Below are 14,950 nucleotides of genomic sequence, written 5' to 3'. Positions count from 1 at the left end.
ACACGGCGACCGTCATGGTGGTGGGGGTTTCGCCGGAACGGGGGGCACGCTGAGCAGAGTCCGGTAGTAGCCGGCCGGGTGCGGTTCGCCGACGGGGTGGCCGTCGACCGCGATCCAGGCGTGGGCGGCGAACGGCTGGGTGCGCACGCCGGTGCACCAGGTCGGCCAGGTACCGCGGATCCGGCTGAGCAGGGCGGCGGCGACCGAGCGTTGCAGGCAGCCCCGCCCGGCGCAGCGGAGGCTGACCGATACCACCGCGGACCGCGCGGAGTACGCCTGAGCGGCCGTGGCGGGGCGGGCACCGCGACGAGCGAACTCCAGCACGGCACGCAGCCGTCGCGGCGGGAGGCGGCTGAGCAGGTGGGCGGCGCCGACGGCGAGCAGAGCCGGTATCCGGTGCCGGAGCGGGAGACGGTGCCGGGGTTCCAGTGCGACGGGGACGCTCACGAGCGCACCACGAGGTTCGCGGCGTGCAGCCGGTCGGCGAGTGCGGTGACGTCGCGGAGCGCCTGCTCGGTGTCCAGGTGGTTCTCGGCGGCCAGCCGGGCCGCGATCTGTTCGGTGCGCTGGCCGCTCAGCAACGCGTCGAGCACCTGGGCGCCGGTGGGGTTGAGCTGCCAGTACCGGCCGGTGCGCTCGTCGAGCAGAACGGTGCCGTCGCCGGTGTCGGTGGTGGTGATGTCAGGGCGCAGCCGTGGGCTCATTCGGTCCTCCCGTGCTCAGGTGAAGGGGCGCTGTGCTTCCGCGGAGGTGGGTTTCGCAGCCGAGCAGGTTTTCCAGCGCGAACGTCGTGGTGTTGTCGATCCGCGGTGCCAGCAGGCGGGCGCGCAGGATGTCGGGGTCGATGAGGCCGCGCCTGGCGAGCGCGGAGTCGGCGAACAGCTCCAGCAGATCGGGCATGCCGCGGCGCAACCCGGCGCGAACGTCCTCGCCGAAGTCGCCCTTGGTGATCCGCCCGGTGATGATCGAGGGCACGGTGTCCCGCACGGCCTCGGCCAGCAGGGGTTTGTACCGCCACGGGGTGCGGCGGTCGTGGAGCCGGACGGAGAGCGCGGCCTCGACGACCCGGTCGTCGAGGTAGGGCATCTCCAGCCGCACCCCTGCCCCGGCGAACAACCGCGCCAGCTGGCGGTAGGTCGATCCCATCGTCCTGAGCGCGCTCAGCGTGCTGTGCTGCCCGCGCTCGGCCGCCAGCGGATGGACGCGGTCCGCCGTGGCGTGCAGCATCTCGCGGGCGGCCTCCAGGGCGGCGGGGGTGGCCCAGTCCGGCGCCCGCAGCGGATGCCCCCAGCCCAGGTTGGGCGTGTAGCGGGCGGGCGGCGGGCCGGTGAGGTGCGTGGCTTGGTCACGCCACCAGCGGCGCAGGTCGCGGAAGTCGGCCAGTGCGGCCACGGTGGCGGCGAACGGCCAGTTGTGCAGCGCCCGGTGTCCGCGCAGATGTGCCAGGCCGGTGCCGGGGCGGTGGCGCAGCAGGTCCCGGACGTAGTGGAAGGGGCCGTGGAACAGTTCGTCACCGCCGTGCCCGGCCAGGTGCACCCCCACGCCGCGCCGGGCCAGTTCCCGCGCGGTGTGCCGGACCCGGGCGTGAGTGCGAGTGAAGAGGTAGGGCGCTTCGACATCGCCGGTGTGGCCAGGGTCCGCGAAGACCGGCGGGAGGTCTTGCTGCGGCAGAACCACGTGCTCGGCCTCTGCCAGCGCCGTGACGGCGCAGGCGGCGAAGGCCGTGTCATCGTTCGCGGCTTCGGCTTCGCCCCAGCGGATGGTGAGGAACCGGGGGATCCCCGCGCGGGCGGCCAGAAAGCAGAGGGAGGTCGAGTCCATGCCACCGGAAAGATCCGCACTCACCCGCCTCGCGGTTTCGCCGTCCTCGCCGGGTCCCCGGCCGGCCACCGCGGTCCGCAGTGCGTGGCCGACCGCCTCCGCACCGGCCGCCAACGGGGTTTCGGGGACCGGCGGCGCCCACCACCGCACGGTGCGGCCCGCGCCGCTCCGGGCGTCGACGCGCAGATAGTGGTCCGGGTCCAGCGCCCGCACGCCGTGCCACGTCGGATGTTCCCCCAGCGGCGGCGGTAGCTGTCCACCGCACACCACCCGCATGGCGAGCGCTTGTTCGTCGAGCCCTCCGCCGACCACCCCGGCCAGCACGTCGGCCCGGTCACCGGCCAGTGTCACGCCGTCCAGTACCGCGTGGAAGACGCGCCGGACCCCGGTCAGGCTGCCCTGGACCCGCAGCTCGTCGCCGACCGCCGCCACCACGTGATGGCTGCCCGGCAACGCTCTCACCACCGCGTCGAGGTCGCTCGTCCGCCGGACCCCGGCGACCAGCTCGCGCAGCCGGGCGGTGGTGACCGGGCAGTTCCCGATCACCACCACCCGTACTGGCCCCACCGCGGCCATCGTGAGGTCGCCGGCGGCCCACTGGCCGAGCAGCCATGGGCGGCCGGAAGGGTAGGGCACCACGCCGGGCGCTCCCGGTGCCGCCGCTTCCGCCAGGGACTGGGCCTGCGGGAGGTCGGGCAGCACCAGCCAGCGCTCGATCAAGGACACACTCAGAACTCCCCTTGGAAACCGAGCGAGTCGTGGCTCCAGTAGCCATTCCCCAGGGTGTCCTTGGTGAACGCGCCCAGTTCCACCAGTGCGGGCGGCTCGTAGGGCACTTCGAGGGTTCGCGGTTCGTGCTGTTCGTCCATTGCTGCCTCCTTCGGTAACGGGTACGACGTGATGTGTACGCCGCCTGCCCGGGACCGGTCCCCGGCGCGGGTGCCAGTACCGATCGGGGAGCGGGCGCCGGAGGCGCGTTACCGTGGCGGTCATGACTACCTCGTTCGATTCCCCGGCGCCGGACCACAGCACTCGCGCGCGGGAACTGGTCGGCGGATCCCGCGCGGTGGTGTTCGACCTGGACGACACGCTGCTGGCCACGCGCGAGGTGAAGTGGGCGCACCACAAGGCGGTCGCGGCCCAGTTCTACGACATCGAACTGACCGACGACGAGCTGCGCCTGCACTGGGGAAAGCCGTTCGACGAGATGATCACGCTGCTCTACCGGGACTCGGCACCGCTCGCCGAGATGCGGGCGGCGAACCACGCGCTGGACGCCGACTACCGCAAGGTCGCGCTGCCCGGCGCGCTCGCCACGGTGGCCGCGCTGCTGGAGCGGGGTTACCGGGTCGGCGTCGTCACCTCCGCCAACACCGGGCCCGCGGTGTCCGAACTGGAAGCGAACGGTTTCCCGGTGCGGCGGCTGCTGTTCGTGCACGGCGCGGATTCGACCATGGCGCACAAACCGGATCCCGCCGTGTTCGAGCAGGGCCTGGAACTGCTGGCCCCGCTGGACATCGACGCGCGGACCACGACCTACGTCGGGGACGCGCTGATGGACCTGCGGGCGGCGCGCGGAGCGGGCATGGGCTTCGTCGGGGTCACCACCGGCCTGGTGACGGGCGCCGAGTTCGACGGCGAGAACGCCTGCTGGGTACCGAACCTGACCGCGCTGACCAGCTGACCTGTACGAGAATGCCCCTTCGTGCGGCGGCGAAGGGGACCCCTTGATTCAACACTACCGCCGGCCACCGACAATTCCGGCCGCCGCAGCCCTCGGCCAGGGGGAACAGAGCGAAAAAGCGTACGAAGGTACCCCTTCGTACGCCCAGGGGAGCCCCTGATTTCAACGCTACCGCACATCACCGGCACTTCCGGGCGGGCACGGGGTCGCGCCGGTCCACATCGGACGGTCAGGCCGCGTCGAGCAGGTCCTTCGCGATCGACTTCGCGGCGCGCACGGCGTCGGGGACCACGTCGAGCGAACCGGTGACCGTGGCGCCCTCCAGCAGGATCAGCAGTGCGCGCGCCAGTTTCGCGGGGTTCCGCAGACCCGCCTCGGCGACGAGCGCCCGCAGGTAGGCCAGCAGCCAGCGCTTCTGGTCGGCGATCACCTCCCGTCCCGGATGACCGGCGTCGGGCAGTTCGGCGTGTGCGTTGACGAACGCGCACCCGCGCGGGTTCATCGTGGCCGTCCAGGTTTCCAGCGCGTCGAACACGAGCAGCGGGCGCCGGGCGGGCGCCGCGCGTGACCGCTCGACCGTCGCCAGCACGTGTTCGCGCCAGCGCTCGTCCCGCCGTCGCAGGTAGCGCGCGACGAGCGCGTCCTTCGAGCCGAACCGGTCGTAGAGCGTCTTCTTCGTCACCCCGGACTCGGCGGCGATCGCGTCGACGCCGACGGCGTGGATTCCGTTGGCGTAGAACAGCTCCCCGGCGACTTCGAGCACTTTTTCGGCCGCCGGGGTCAGCACTGGTTCAGCACTCATCCCTTGACTGTATACCGATCTGTTTAGTAGAGCTAGTAAACAGATCGGTATACCTACGACGGGAAGGGGTGGGCGCGGTGGTCCCCGCGGGATTCGTGCTCATGTGGAGCTCCGGCTTCGTCGGCGCGGCGCTCGGCGCCCGCTCCGGAGGCGTGCTCACGCTGCTGATGTGGCGGTTCCTGGTCGCCGCGCTCCTGGTGCTCGCCTGGTTCGTGCTGAAGAAGCGCAGGCTCGGCGCGAAGGACGTCGCCGTGCACGCGGGCATCGGCCTGCTCTCCCAGTGCGTGTACCTCCTCGGCGTCACACTGGCGATCGAGTCCGGTGTGCCGACGGGCACCGCCGCGCTGATCGCCGCGCTGCAGCCGGTCGTCGCCGCCGCGCTCGGCGGGATCGTGCTCGGCGAACGCACCACCCGCGCGCAGTGGCTCGGGCTCGCCATCGGGCTCGGCGGCGTCGCACTCGTGGTCAGCGGCGACCTCACCGGCGGCGACGCGCCCGCCGTCGCGTTCGCGCTGCCCGTGCTGGGCATGCTCGGGCTCGTCGCGGCCACGTTCGTCGAACGACGGGTGAAAACCGCGGTCCCGCTCGGCGACGCGCTCGTGGTGCAGTGCGTGACGAGCGCGGTCCTGTTCAGCGGGATCGCCTTCGCCACCGGGACGGCGGCACCACCGCCCGACGGCTCGTTCTGGTTCGCCGTCGCCTGGGTGGTCGTGCTGTCCACCTTCGGCGGCTACGGGTTCTACTGGCTCAGCATCGCGCGCGGCTCGGTGACGAAGACGTCGAGCCTGCTCTACCTGACCCCACCGACCACGATGATCGCGGGCTACCTGCTCTTCGGCGAGCGGCCGACGACGCTGAGCCTGCTCGGGCTCGCGGTCTGCGCGATCGCGGTCGCGCTGGTCCACACGAGAAAACGCGAGGTCGTCCCGGCACGCTCGGCAGGATTTTGTCGGTGCCCGGGGTCATGATGGGTCCATGTTGTTCGCCGACGTCGTCACCGCCTCCGCCGAGCTGGCCGCCACGCGGTCGCGCAAGGCGAAGGTCGCCACCCTGTCCGCCGTGCTGCGGGCCGCCGATGGGGCCGAACTCGGGCCCACCGTGGCGTTCCTCAGTGGACAGACCACGCAGGCGCGGCTGAACGCGGGGTGGCGCACGCTCGCCGATCTCGGGGTCGATCCCGCGGCCGGATCGTCGCTGACGGTGACCGAGGTGGACACCAGCCTCGACGAGCTGGCGAGCGCGGCGGGCAGCGGCTCGGCGAAGCAGCGCGCCGCCACGCTCACCGCGCTGTTCGGCAGGGCCACCGAACGCGAGCAGCACTTCCTGTTCCGGCTCATCACCGGCGAGCTACGGCAGGGCGCGCTGGAAGGGGTGATGCTCGACGGCATCGCCGCGGCCGCCGAGGTGCCGTCCGAGGCCGTGCGGCGGGCGTTCATGCTCTCCGGCAGGCTGGCCGTGACCGCGAGCGCCGCGCTGACCGGTGGCGAGCCCGCGCTGCGGGATTTCCGCCTCGAACTGGGCCGCCCGGTACGGCCGATGCTCGCCACGCCTGCCGAATCGCTCGAAGAGGCGTTGGCGGAAAACACTTCCCGGATAGTCGAGTACAAAATGGACGGTGCACGGATCCAGGTGCACCGCGACGGGGACGAGGTGCACATCTACACCAGGACGCTGCGCGAGATCACCGGGCACGTCGCGGAGCTGGTCGAGCTGGTGCGCGCGCTGCCCTGCCGGTCGGTGGTGCTCGACGGGGAGACGCTCGCGCTCACCGACGACGGACGGCCCCGGCCGTTCCAGGAGACGATGAGCCGTTTCGGCAGCACGCGCGAGGAGCAGGTGCGCGCGCTGCTGCTGCGGCCGTACTTCTTCGACTGCCTGCACCTCGACGGCGAGGACCTGCTGGACGCGCCGCTACGCGAGCGGAACGCCGCGCTGCGCGAGGTGGCGGGCGAGCACGTGATCCCCGGCGAGATCGAACCGGCCGACCCCGCGGCGATACTGGCGAAGGCGATGGCGTCCGGGCACGAGGGCGTGATGGTGAAGGGCCTGGACGCGCCGTACGCGGCGGGCAGGCGCGGGCGCGCGTGGCTGAAGGTGAAACCGGTGCACACGCTCGACCTCGTGGTGCTCGCCGCGGAATGGGGCCACGGCAGGCGCACCGGGTTCCTGTCCAACCTGCACCTCGGCGCGCGCGACCCGGACGGCGGACCGCCGATCATGGTCGGCAAGACGTTCAAGGGCATGACCGACGAGCTGCTCGCCTGGCAGACCGAACGCCTGCGGGAACTGGAAACCCGCCGCGACTCCTACACCGTCCACGTCCGCCCCGAACTGGTCGTGGAGATCGAACTCGACGGCGCGCAGACCAGCACCCGGTACCCCGGCGGCCTCGCGCTGCGCTTCGCCCGCGTCGTGCGGTACCGGCCGGACAAGGAAGCGGGCGACGCGGACACCATCGACGCCGTACGCGCCACCGTCCGCTCCTGACGCTTCCTTCGGCGCACGTGAACGCACCATCGATCGATGTCCTGATGGCCGCCCGAAGTCCCCGAAGATGACCTAATGGGAATCCAGCGCCACTTTCTCTCCCCCCTCGCGGGTGTGCGGCCGGGCCGCTCATGCCCTGGCGGCGACCTTCGCGGCAGCTAGGTTCCCGAAGGTCACCGTGATGATGTGCGCGTGTCGATCCGGGTGAGTCGGGTGGCGGAGCCGCCCGAGGAGCCGCCGGGGCTGGATCCCCGAAGGACGCCTTCGGGGAATCTGACGCCGCGATCTCACCCCTCGCAGCAAGCGGCACCGCGCCCCTCATGCCCCGAAGGACACCTTCGCGGCATCAAATTCCCTCAAAGGCACCTTCAGGACATCCACCCCGGAGCAAAGCGGGCCTACACGATCACATCCGCGGCATTCACCCCGCGAAGACCCCCCCTTTCGGGGCACGTGCGGGGAAAAGGCCTGAGCTCGGGAAGTCCGGCGCATTCCCCGAAGGACGCCTTCGGGGAATCTGACGCCGCGATCTCACCCCTCGCAGCAAGCGGCACGGCGCCCCTCATGCCCCAAAGGACACCTTCGCGGCATCAGATTCCCTCAAGGGCCCCTTCAGGGCATACGCTCCGGAGCAAAGCGGGCCTACAAGATCACATCCGCGGCATTCACCCCCGCGAAGACCCCCCCTTTCGGGGCACGTGCGGGGAAAAGGCCTGAGCTCGGGAAGTCCGGCGCATTCCCCGAAGGACGCCTTCGGGGAATCTGACGCCGCGATCTCACCCCTCGCAGCAAGCGGCACGGCGCCCCTCATGCCCCAAAGGACACCTTCGCGGCATCAAATTCCCTCAAGGGCCCCTTCAGGGCATACGCTCCGGAACCGAGCAAGCCCCGCGAAGGCGATGATCAGGTCTCCACGAAACCCGGGGCGGTCCACACATCCGCGACATCCACGCCTATGAAGGCCCGCCCCATTCGGGGCACCAGCGCGGACACGAGAAAGAGACGCGAGCGGCGAAATCCCAGCACATGCCCCGAAGGACACCTTCGCGGCATCAGATTCCCTCAAGGGCCCCTTCAGGGCATTGCGCGGCGGACCTCACCTTGACCTCTACAGGAGCATCCTCCGGGGCACCGGCACGGATCACCAACGTCGGACCCAAGCACGAGGGCCGAATTCGTGGCGGACCACGGAAAAGACCGGGAGCCGCGGCACACCCCACCGCGGCTCCCGGCCCACCCCCATCACTTGAAGATCTTCACGCAGGCGTGCTCCGGGCGCACCTTCCCGTTCACCCGCACGAGCGCGCCGCACAGCTTCGCGTCGTTCTTGAACTCCCGCTTCGGCGCGAAGTCCACCCACACCCGGCCGAGGCCGCACTTCGCCTGGCCGCGGTCGCGCCAGGTCTTCCCGTCCGGCAGCTCGCCCCAGGTCTCGAAGACCCCGTTGCACGTGTGGTCCTTGATGTCCGCCGAAATCGACACCTTGTCGACGTACACGCCGTGACTGTTCCCGTACACCGCCGTGCACAGCAGCGCGGCGCCGCCGTCGATCTCGCTCTGCGTGCAGCCCTGCGAGTTCGCACTCGCCGCCGGGGCCGCGACCACGGTCGCGCCGACGAACGCCGCCGTCACCGAGGCCGTCGCGAATCCCCGCGTCAGCCACTTCCGCCGAGTCCTGCCACCCATTGCCGTCACCCCTTGGCCGGTCGAATCGCCACACCGGGTGGATACCCGGCCAATCGACCGTAAGGAGCGTTCTTCCCAGCCGGAAGGCGAAGCACGCCCTCTCGGCCATTGATCACCGGTCTTCGCAGGTCAGCGAATTGGCCCGCGGGAACAACGGCCAAAAAGGACTCACGAACGGGTTACCCGCGCACCCGCCGGAACGCGTTGAACGGATCGTTCAGCCCGGCGTGCACGAGTGACCGCAGCGCGCCGCGGCGCCGGTCGACCGGCTTCCCCCCGGCCACCCGGTGGAGCTGCTGGGTGTGCCATTGGATTTCGAGCAGGCTGTCGGCGAGCCGGATGCCGGTCTTCGGGCACAGCCGCTCCGCGCGCACGTCCTCGCCCGCGAGCAGCCTGCCCGCCAGGTCCGGCGCCACCGTCATGGGCCGCCCGAGCCCCACGACGTCGAGCGCGCCCGACTTCAGCGCCTCCGTCATGCCGCTCGCGGTGGCGAACCCGCCGGTCACCATGAGCGCGAACTCGCTCACCTTGCGCGCTTTCGCGGCGTAGTCGAGGAAGTAGGCCTCGCGCCGCACGGTGCTCTCCTTCGCCGCGCCCATCATCACGGCCTTTTCGTACGTGCCGCCCGAGATCTCCAGCAGGTCGAGGCCCGCCGCGTCGAGTTCCCGCACCACCTCCAGCGACTCGTCCTCGCCGAAGCCGCCGCGCTGGAAGTCCGCGCTGTTCAGCTTCACCGACAACGGCACGCGATCGCCGATCGCGGCGCGGGTCCGGCGGACGATTTCGAGCAGGAACCGGCGGCGCTTGACCGCGTCACCGCCCCATTCGTCGGTGCGCAGGTTCGTCAACGGGGACAGGAACTGCGAGATCAGGTAGCCGTGCGCGCCGTGCAGCTGGATCCCCGCGAACCCGGCGTCGACGAAGGTCTTCGCGGCCAGCACGAACCGCTCGATGATGGCCTCGACCTCGTCCGGGGTCAGCGCGCGCGGCGTGGCGAACGCGGACCGGACGCCGCGATCGGCGAACGGCACCGCGCTCGGTGCGACGGGCCGACGCGACAGGAACCTCGGGCTCTGGCGGCCGGGGTGGTTGAGCTGCACCCACAGCTGCGCCTCGGTGCCCCGGACCGATTCGGCCCAGGCGCGGTAGCCGGCCGCGGACGGCGTCGCGGGCAGCGCCACATTGCGCGGCTCGCCGAGCGCCTTCGGGTCGACCATCACGTTGCCGGTGACCAGCACGCCAGCCCCGCCGCTCGCCCACGTGCGGTAGAGCGCGGCCAGCTCGCGCGTCGGGCCGTTGCGCCGGTCGCCGAGCTGTTCGCTCATCGCCGACTTGGCGATCCGGTGCGGGATGGTCGCACCGCAGCGCAGGGTCAGCGGCTCGGACAGGGGTTCGTGCGACATCGCGACCTCCAGAACCTACCAAGAGTAAGTCTACTCAAAGGTAGGATACCTTCGGTACGCGAACTGTCCACTAGGGTCGCGACCATGACGGCGAACGTAGTGAATCTGGTGACCTCGGGTGTCTTCGAACTCGACGGCGGCAGCTGGGACGTCGACAACAACGTCTGGCTAGTCGGCGACGAGCGCGAGGTCATCGTCATCGACGCGGCACACGACGCGGACGCGATCGAAAAAGCCGTCGGCGAGCGCGCGCTGCGCGCCATCGTGAGCACCCACGGGCACAACGACCACGTGAACGCCGCGCCCGAGCTGGCACGGCGGACCGGTGCGCCGATCCTGCTGCACCCGGACGACCGCGTGGTGTGGGACCTCACCCACCCCGAACGCGCACCCGACGGCGAGCTTCGCGACGAACAGGTCCTGTCGATCGCGGGTACCGAGCTGACCGTGCTGCACACCCCGGGGCACGCGCCCGGCGCGGTCTGCCTGCACGCGCCTTCGCTCGGCGTCGTGTTCACCGGCGACACCCTGTTCAACGGCGGGCCCGGCGCGACCGGACGGTCCTATTCGGACTATCCGACCATCGTGCGGTCCATCCAGGACAGGCTGTTCGCGCTGCCGGACGAGACCACCGTCCACACTGGACACGGCGAGGGCACCACGATCGGGGCCGAACGAGCGGCCTCCTCCGGCTGGGAAAAGCCCTGACCCCGAACGAAATCCCGCCACGCCCCGAAGGATGCTCCTATAGAGGCCGAGATGAGGTCCGCTGCGCATGCCCTGAAGGTGCCCTTCGGGGAATCTGACGCCGCGAAGGTCACCTTCAGGGCATGCGCTGGGATTTCGCCGCCCGCGCCTCTTCCCCGTCCGCGCTGAAGGCCCCTGCAGGGGCCTTCAGGGATGTGCATGCCGCGGATGCGGCCTTCACCGGGGCTGCTCCCGCTCCAGGGCGCATGCCCTGAAGGTGCCCTTGAGGGAATCTGACGCCGCGAAGGTCACCTTCAGGGCATCAGCACCACCACGCCGCACGCCGTGAGGGGCGAGATCGCGGCGTCAGATTCCCCGAAGGCGACCTTCACGGACCAAGGCCCCGACGGCTCCACGCATCCGCCACCCACCTCACCGGAACCGACGCGCACACATCATGATTGCGACCCTCGGGGCGTGTAGGTCCCCAAGGTCACCGTCAGGACGTCGGCGGGCGCCCGGGGTCGACCGCGGTCAACCGCGGCGCGCGCCCCGTGACGAGCGTTGCCCGCCGCCCTGGCGGGCGGCGCCGTTGGCGCCACGACGGGGAGAGCTGTTCGCGGAGTGGCGAGCGGCGCCGCTGGCAGCTCCGCCCTCGCGAGCGGAACCGTTCGCGCCACGGCGAGTGGATCCGTTCGCGGCCGCTCCCTGGCGAGCGGAGCCGTTCGCCCCGCGGCGACCGCCGCCGTTTCCGCCCTGGCGACCGGCACCGTTCGCGGCCGCGCCATCACGAGCGGACCCGTTCGCACCGCCGCGACCGCCACCCTGCCGGGCGGCACCACTGGCGGACTGGCGAGCGGATCCGTTCGCGCCTTGGCGACCGGAGCCGTTCGCGGCCGCACCGTCCCGAGCGGATCCGTTCGCGCCCTGGCGAGCGGCACCGGCCGACCGGCGGCCGGACCCGTTCGCCGAACCGGAGCGCCCGGCACCCGAGCGCCCCGACCCGGACCGGGCAGGCCCCGGACGCCCCGAGCCACCGCGCGCCGGACGCCGCGAACCGGCGTCCGTGCTTTGCGGTGCCGCGGCGGGCGGTGGCACGAACGTCCGCTCACCGGGCGCCAGCTGCGACAGCAGCGCGTGCCCCGGCCCCACCCTGGTGGTGTTCGGCTTGATCCCGGCCTTCTTGGTCAGGTCGCGGACGTCGGCGATCTGCGCGTCCGTCATGAGCGTGATGACCGTGCCCTCGGCGCCGGCGCGCGCGGTGCGCCCCGACCGGTGCAGGTAGGCCTTGTGCTCGACCGGCGGGTCGGCGTGGATGACCCTGGCCACGTCGTCGACGTGGATGCCGCGGGCCGCGATGTCGGTGGCGACGAGCGTGGTCGCCGAGCCGTCCGAGAACGCGCCGAGGTTGCGGGTCCTGGCGTTCTGGCCGAGGTTGCCGTGCAGCTCCACCGCGGGCACCCCGGACTTCACGAGCTGCTTCGCGAGCGACTTCGCCCGGTGCTTCGTCCTGGTGAACACCACCGACCGGCCAGGCGCGGACGCGAGCTGCGCGAGCACCTCGAGCCGCTCCCCTTCGACGACGTGCAGCACGTGGTGCTTCATCGTCGAGACCGGGGACCGCGCCGAGTCCACGCTGTGCGTGACCGGGTCGGTGAGGTACCGCTTGACCAGCACGTCCACCCCGGCGTCGAGCGTCGCGGAGAACAGCATGCGCTGGGAGTCGCGCGGGGTGCGGTCGAGCAGCCTGCGCACCACCGGCAGGAAGCCGAGATCGGCCATGTGGTCGGCCTCGTCGAGCACGGTGATCTCGATGTCGTCGAGCCGCACGTCACCCGAGGAGGTCAGGTCCTCCAGCCGCCCAGGGCAGGCGACCACGATGTCGACGCCGCCGCGCACCGCGCTGATCTGCGGGTTCGCGCTGACGCCACCGAAGATCGTGGTGCTGCGCAAGGACAACGCCTTCGCCAGCGGGGTGATCGCGGCGTCGATCTGGCTGGCCAGTTCCCTGGTCGGCGCCAGGATCAGCGCGCGCGGCCTGGACGCGCGCCGCTTCACGGGGCGCTCGGCGAGCCGCGCGAGCAGCGGCAGCACGAACGCGTAGGTCTTGCCGGATCCGGTCCGGCCGCGGCCGAGCACGTCACGCCCGGCGAGCGAGTGCGGCAAGGTGGCCGCCTGGATGGGGAACGGCGCGTCGACGCCGTGCTCAGCGAGCACGGTGACGAGTTCGGCGGGTACGCCGAGCGCGGCGAAAGAGGTATTAGGGCGGGAGTCCGCCATGCAGTGCTCCGTAATTGGTAGGTCGTCCTGCCCGGCGCAGACCCGTGGTCGCGGCGCGTGGTGGTCGACGAGACGCGGCCGGAGGCAGAACTGTGCCGACCGCGTCGATCAGTCTACTTGACCGGTCAGGAACGGCGAATGGGTTTTCGATCACGTACGGCGGCGCAGGCGCGGCACCTCGAAAGCCGGGTCGTCCGCGAGCGCGTTCGCCCAGGTCACGAGCCCGCTGATGTCCAGGCCGTGCGGGTGCTCCGGCTCGAACGGCGCGATGTTCGACGCGCCGCGCCGGAGCAGCGACCCCGCGCCGGAGGAGTTCCCGCGCGCCGCGTGCGTGAGGCCGACGGCGAGCTGAGCGAGCCCTCGCCACAGCTCGCGCTCGCTGTCCGGGCCGGATTTCCACGCGTCCTCGAAGACCTCGTGCGCGTGGAACGGCTTGCCGTCTTCGAGCAGCCGCTGCGCTTCGGTGACCGTCTCTTCCGGACTGCGCACGATGCCTTCCGGCTGGCGCTCGACCCCTTCGGCGCCGTAGGGCAGCGGCCTCCCGAGACCGTCGCGCGGCCTGGCGTTGCGCGCTTTGCCGCTTTCGTCCCGGTCCCGGTCGCCCACGTCCCGATTGTGCCACGGCATGTAGTCTGAGTTCTCGTGCGCTTTCTGGATGGCCACCGGCCCGCCAACGACCTGACCTACGACGACGTGTTCCTGCTGCCGAACCGGTCGGACGTGGAGTCCCGCTTCGACGTCGACCTGTCCACAGTGGACGGCACTGGCACGACGATCCCGATCGTGGTGGCCAACATGACCGCGGTGGCCGGCCGCCGGATGGCCGAGACCGTCGCCAGGCGGGGCGGCCTCGTGGTGCTGCCGCAGGACGTGGACCCGGCCGCGGTCGCCGGGATCACCGAGTGGGTCAAGGGCAGGCACCCGGTGTGGGACACCCCGCTCGTGCTCACCGGCGGTGACGCGGTCGCCGACGCGCTCAACCTGGTCGGCAAGCGCGCCCACGGCGCGGTCGTCGTGGTCGACGGCGAGGGCCGCCCCGCCGGGATCGTCGACGAAGCCGCCTGCGCCGGCGTGGACCGGTTCACCCGCCTCGCCGACATCGCCGAGCCGGTGCTGGTCACCTGCTCGCTCGAAACGCCCGCGCGCGAAGTCTTCGACATGCTGCACGCGCGCGGCGCGAAGCTGGCCGTCGGCGTGGACGGCGACGGCAGGCTCGCCGGGGTGCTGACCGCGATCGGCGCGCTGCGCGCCGACATCTACACGCCCGCGCTCGACGACCAGGGCGCCCTGCGCATCGCGGCGGCGGTCGGCGTGAACGGCGACGTGGCCGCGAAGGCCGAAGCCGTGCTCGAAGCCGGGGTGGACGTGCTCGTCGTGGACACCGCGCACGGCCACCAGGACAAGATGTTCACCGCGCTCAAGGCGGTGCGGTCGGTGTCGCCGTCGGTGCCGGTGGTCGCGGGCAACGTGGTCACCGCCGAGGGCACGCGCGACCTGATCGACGCGGGCGCCGACGTGGTGAAGGTCGGCGTCGGGCCGGGCGCGATGTGCACGACGCGGATGATGACCGGCGTCGGCAGGCCGCAGTTCTCGGCCGTCGCCGACTGCGCGGCCGCGGCGCGCGCGCTGGGCAAGCACGTGTGGGCCGACGGCGGGATCCGCCACCCGCGCGACGTCGCGCTCGCCCTCGCCGCCGGCGCTTCGGCGGCGATGGTCGGCTCGTGGTTCGCCGGCACCCACGAATCCCCCGGCGACCTGCGCTACGACGAAAACGGCCGCCCGTACAAGGAGTCCTTCGGCATGGCGTCGAAGCGCGCGGTCGGCGCCCGCACCCGCAGCGACGACGCGTTCGACCGCGCGCGCAAGGCGTTGTTCGAGGAAGGCATCTCGTCGTCGAAGATGCACCTCGACCCGGCGCGGCCCGGCGTCGAGGACCTGCTCGACTCGATCGGCTCCGGCGTCCGGTCCTCGTTCACCTACGCGGGCGCGCGGAACATCGAGGAGTTCCACGAGCGCGCGGTGCTCGGCGTGCAGTCGGCCGCCGGGTTCGCCGAAGGCCGCCCGCTCCCGTCGGGCTGGTGAGAAGTCCCTGAAGGTGAC

The 14,950-nt window shown here is 71.6% G+C and carries 14 protein-coding genes; 5 read left to right on the top strand and 9 right to left on the bottom strand.

All coding sequences use genetic code 11. The features are described from left to right. Positions 1-12 precede the first annotated feature (12 nt). The 4 genes from ABD256_RS19335 to ABD256_RS19320 are packed head-to-tail and all read right to left on the bottom strand — an operon-like array spanning position 13 to position 2,690. Complete coding sequence (locus tag ABD256_RS19335) at positions 13-447, bottom strand: lasso peptide biosynthesis B2 protein (protein ID WP_344420263.1); 435 nt, start codon at positions 445-447, stop codon at positions 13-15. Then, on the bottom strand, positions 444-704 hold the full coding sequence (locus ABD256_RS19330) for a lasso peptide biosynthesis PqqD family chaperone (protein ID WP_344420260.1): 261 nt from the start codon (positions 702-704) through the stop codon (positions 444-446). Before ABD256_RS19330 ends, ABD256_RS19335 begins: the two co-directional genes overlap by 4 nt. Next, the gene (locus tag ABD256_RS19325; RefSeq protein ID WP_344420257.1) at positions 682-2,547 is read right to left on the bottom strand and encodes an asparagine synthase-related protein; all 1,866 of its coding nucleotides are present in this window, start codon (positions 2,545-2,547) and stop codon (positions 682-684) included. The genes ABD256_RS19330 and ABD256_RS19325 overlap by 23 nt, the downstream gene beginning before the upstream one ends. Before the next feature lie 2 nt (positions 2,548-2,549). Continuing rightward, complete coding sequence (locus ABD256_RS19320; RefSeq protein ID WP_344420254.1) at positions 2,550-2,690, bottom strand: lasso RiPP family leader peptide-containing protein; 141 nt, start codon at positions 2,688-2,690, stop codon at positions 2,550-2,552. A gap of 122 nt (positions 2,691-2,812) precedes the next feature. Between ABD256_RS19320 and ABD256_RS19315 the strand changes: the two genes are divergently transcribed. Continuing rightward, positions 2,813-3,505 (top strand): HAD family hydrolase, encoded by a 693-nt coding sequence (locus ABD256_RS19315; protein ID WP_344420251.1) that lies wholly within the window; start codon positions 2,813-2,815, stop codon positions 3,503-3,505. Between the two features lie 229 nt (positions 3,506-3,734). On the opposite strand, the gene ABD256_RS19310 is transcribed toward ABD256_RS19315, so the two are convergent. Next, positions 3,735-4,307, bottom strand: a complete 573-nt coding sequence (locus ABD256_RS19310; protein ID WP_344420248.1) for a TetR/AcrR family transcriptional regulator — start codon at positions 4,305-4,307, stop codon at positions 3,735-3,737. A 68-nt stretch (positions 4,308-4,375) separates the two neighbouring features. On the opposite strand from ABD256_RS19310, the gene ABD256_RS19305 reads away from it, so the two are divergent. Beyond that, on the top strand, positions 4,376-5,275 hold the full coding sequence (locus ABD256_RS19305; protein WP_344420245.1) for a DMT family transporter: 900 nt from the start codon (positions 4,376-4,378) through the stop codon (positions 5,273-5,275). 7 nt (positions 5,276-5,282) lie between these two features. Next, positions 5,283-6,794 (top strand): ATP-dependent DNA ligase, encoded by a 1,512-nt coding sequence (locus ABD256_RS19300; RefSeq protein ID WP_344420243.1) that lies wholly within the window; start codon positions 5,283-5,285, stop codon positions 6,792-6,794. Between the two features lie 1,242 nt (positions 6,795-8,036). On the opposite strand, the gene ABD256_RS19295 is transcribed toward ABD256_RS19300, so the two are convergent. Together ABD256_RS19295 and ABD256_RS19290 are read right to left on the bottom strand one after the other, a co-directional pair. Then, positions 8,037-8,480 carry a hypothetical protein gene (locus tag ABD256_RS19295; RefSeq protein WP_344420240.1) on the bottom strand — a complete coding sequence of 148 codons (444 nt, stop codon included), beginning with the start codon at positions 8,478-8,480 and terminating at the stop codon, positions 8,037-8,039. Between the two features lie 179 nt (positions 8,481-8,659). Then, entirely contained in the window at positions 8,660-9,883 is a 1,224-nt protein-coding gene (locus ABD256_RS19290; RefSeq protein ID WP_344420237.1) for an NADH:flavin oxidoreductase/NADH oxidase family protein, read from the bottom strand. Positions 9,884-9,967: 84 nt separating this feature from the next. Between ABD256_RS19290 and ABD256_RS19285 the strand changes: the two genes are divergently transcribed. Next, entirely contained in the window at positions 9,968-10,591 is a 624-nt protein-coding gene (locus ABD256_RS19285) for an MBL fold metallo-hydrolase (protein WP_344420234.1), read from the top strand. 513 nt (positions 10,592-11,104) lie between these two features. Here the strand turns inward: ABD256_RS19285 and ABD256_RS19280 are convergent. Continuing rightward, positions 11,105-12,850: a DEAD/DEAH box helicase gene (locus ABD256_RS19280; protein ID WP_344420231.1), complete on the bottom strand. Its 1,746-nt coding sequence runs from the start codon at positions 12,848-12,850 to the stop codon at positions 11,105-11,107. Between the two features lie 150 nt (positions 12,851-13,000). Next, the gene (locus ABD256_RS19275; protein WP_344420228.1) at positions 13,001-13,456 is read right to left on the bottom strand and encodes a DUF309 domain-containing protein; all 456 of its coding nucleotides are present in this window, start codon (positions 13,454-13,456) and stop codon (positions 13,001-13,003) included. 36 nt (positions 13,457-13,492) lie between these two features. On the opposite strand from ABD256_RS19275, the gene guaB1 reads away from it, so the two are divergent. Continuing rightward, positions 13,493-14,932 carry a GMP reductase gene (guaB1, locus tag ABD256_RS19270; protein ID WP_344420225.1) on the top strand — a complete coding sequence of 480 codons (1,440 nt, stop codon included), beginning with the start codon at positions 13,493-13,495 and terminating at the stop codon, positions 14,930-14,932. Positions 14,933-14,950: the final 18 nt, after the last annotated feature.

The sequence above is a fragment of the Amycolatopsis minnesotensis genome (assembly GCF_039529815.1).
Classification (GTDB): domain Bacteria; phylum Actinomycetota; class Actinomycetes; order Mycobacteriales; family Pseudonocardiaceae; genus Amycolatopsis; species Amycolatopsis minnesotensis.
The sequence above is the reverse complement of the archived record's forward strand: the minus strand, read 5'-3'. Positions and strand labels throughout refer to the sequence as shown.

Bases quoted from the DNA above. Each gene is read 5' to 3' on its own strand.
- ABD256_RS19330 (WP_344420260.1), bottom strand. From the start codon at position 704: ATGAGCCCACGGCTGCGCCCTGACATCACCACCACCGACACCGGCGAC.
- ABD256_RS19320 (WP_344420254.1), bottom strand. From the start codon at position 2,690: ATGGACGAACAGCACGAACCGCGAACCCTCGAAGTGCCCTACGAGCCG.
- ABD256_RS19315 (WP_344420251.1), top strand. From the start codon at position 2,813: ATGACTACCTCGTTCGATTCCCCGGCGCCGGACCACAGCACTCGCGCG.
- ABD256_RS19310 (WP_344420248.1), bottom strand. From the start codon at position 4,307: ATGAGTGCTGAACCAGTGCTGACCCCGGCGGCCGAAAAAGTGCTCGAA.
- ABD256_RS19300 (WP_344420243.1), top strand. From the start codon at position 5,283: ATGTTGTTCGCCGACGTCGTCACCGCCTCCGCCGAGCTGGCCGCCACG.
- ABD256_RS19295 (WP_344420240.1), bottom strand. From the start codon at position 8,480: ATGGGTGGCAGGACTCGGCGGAAGTGGCTGACGCGGGGATTCGCGACG.
- ABD256_RS19290 (WP_344420237.1), bottom strand. From the start codon at position 9,883: ATGTCGCACGAACCCCTGTCCGAGCCGCTGACCCTGCGCTGCGGTGCG.
- ABD256_RS19285 (WP_344420234.1), top strand. From the start codon at position 9,968: ATGACGGCGAACGTAGTGAATCTGGTGACCTCGGGTGTCTTCGAACTC.
- ABD256_RS19280 (WP_344420231.1), bottom strand. From the start codon at position 12,850: ATGGCGGACTCCCGCCCTAATACCTCTTTCGCCGCGCTCGGCGTACCC.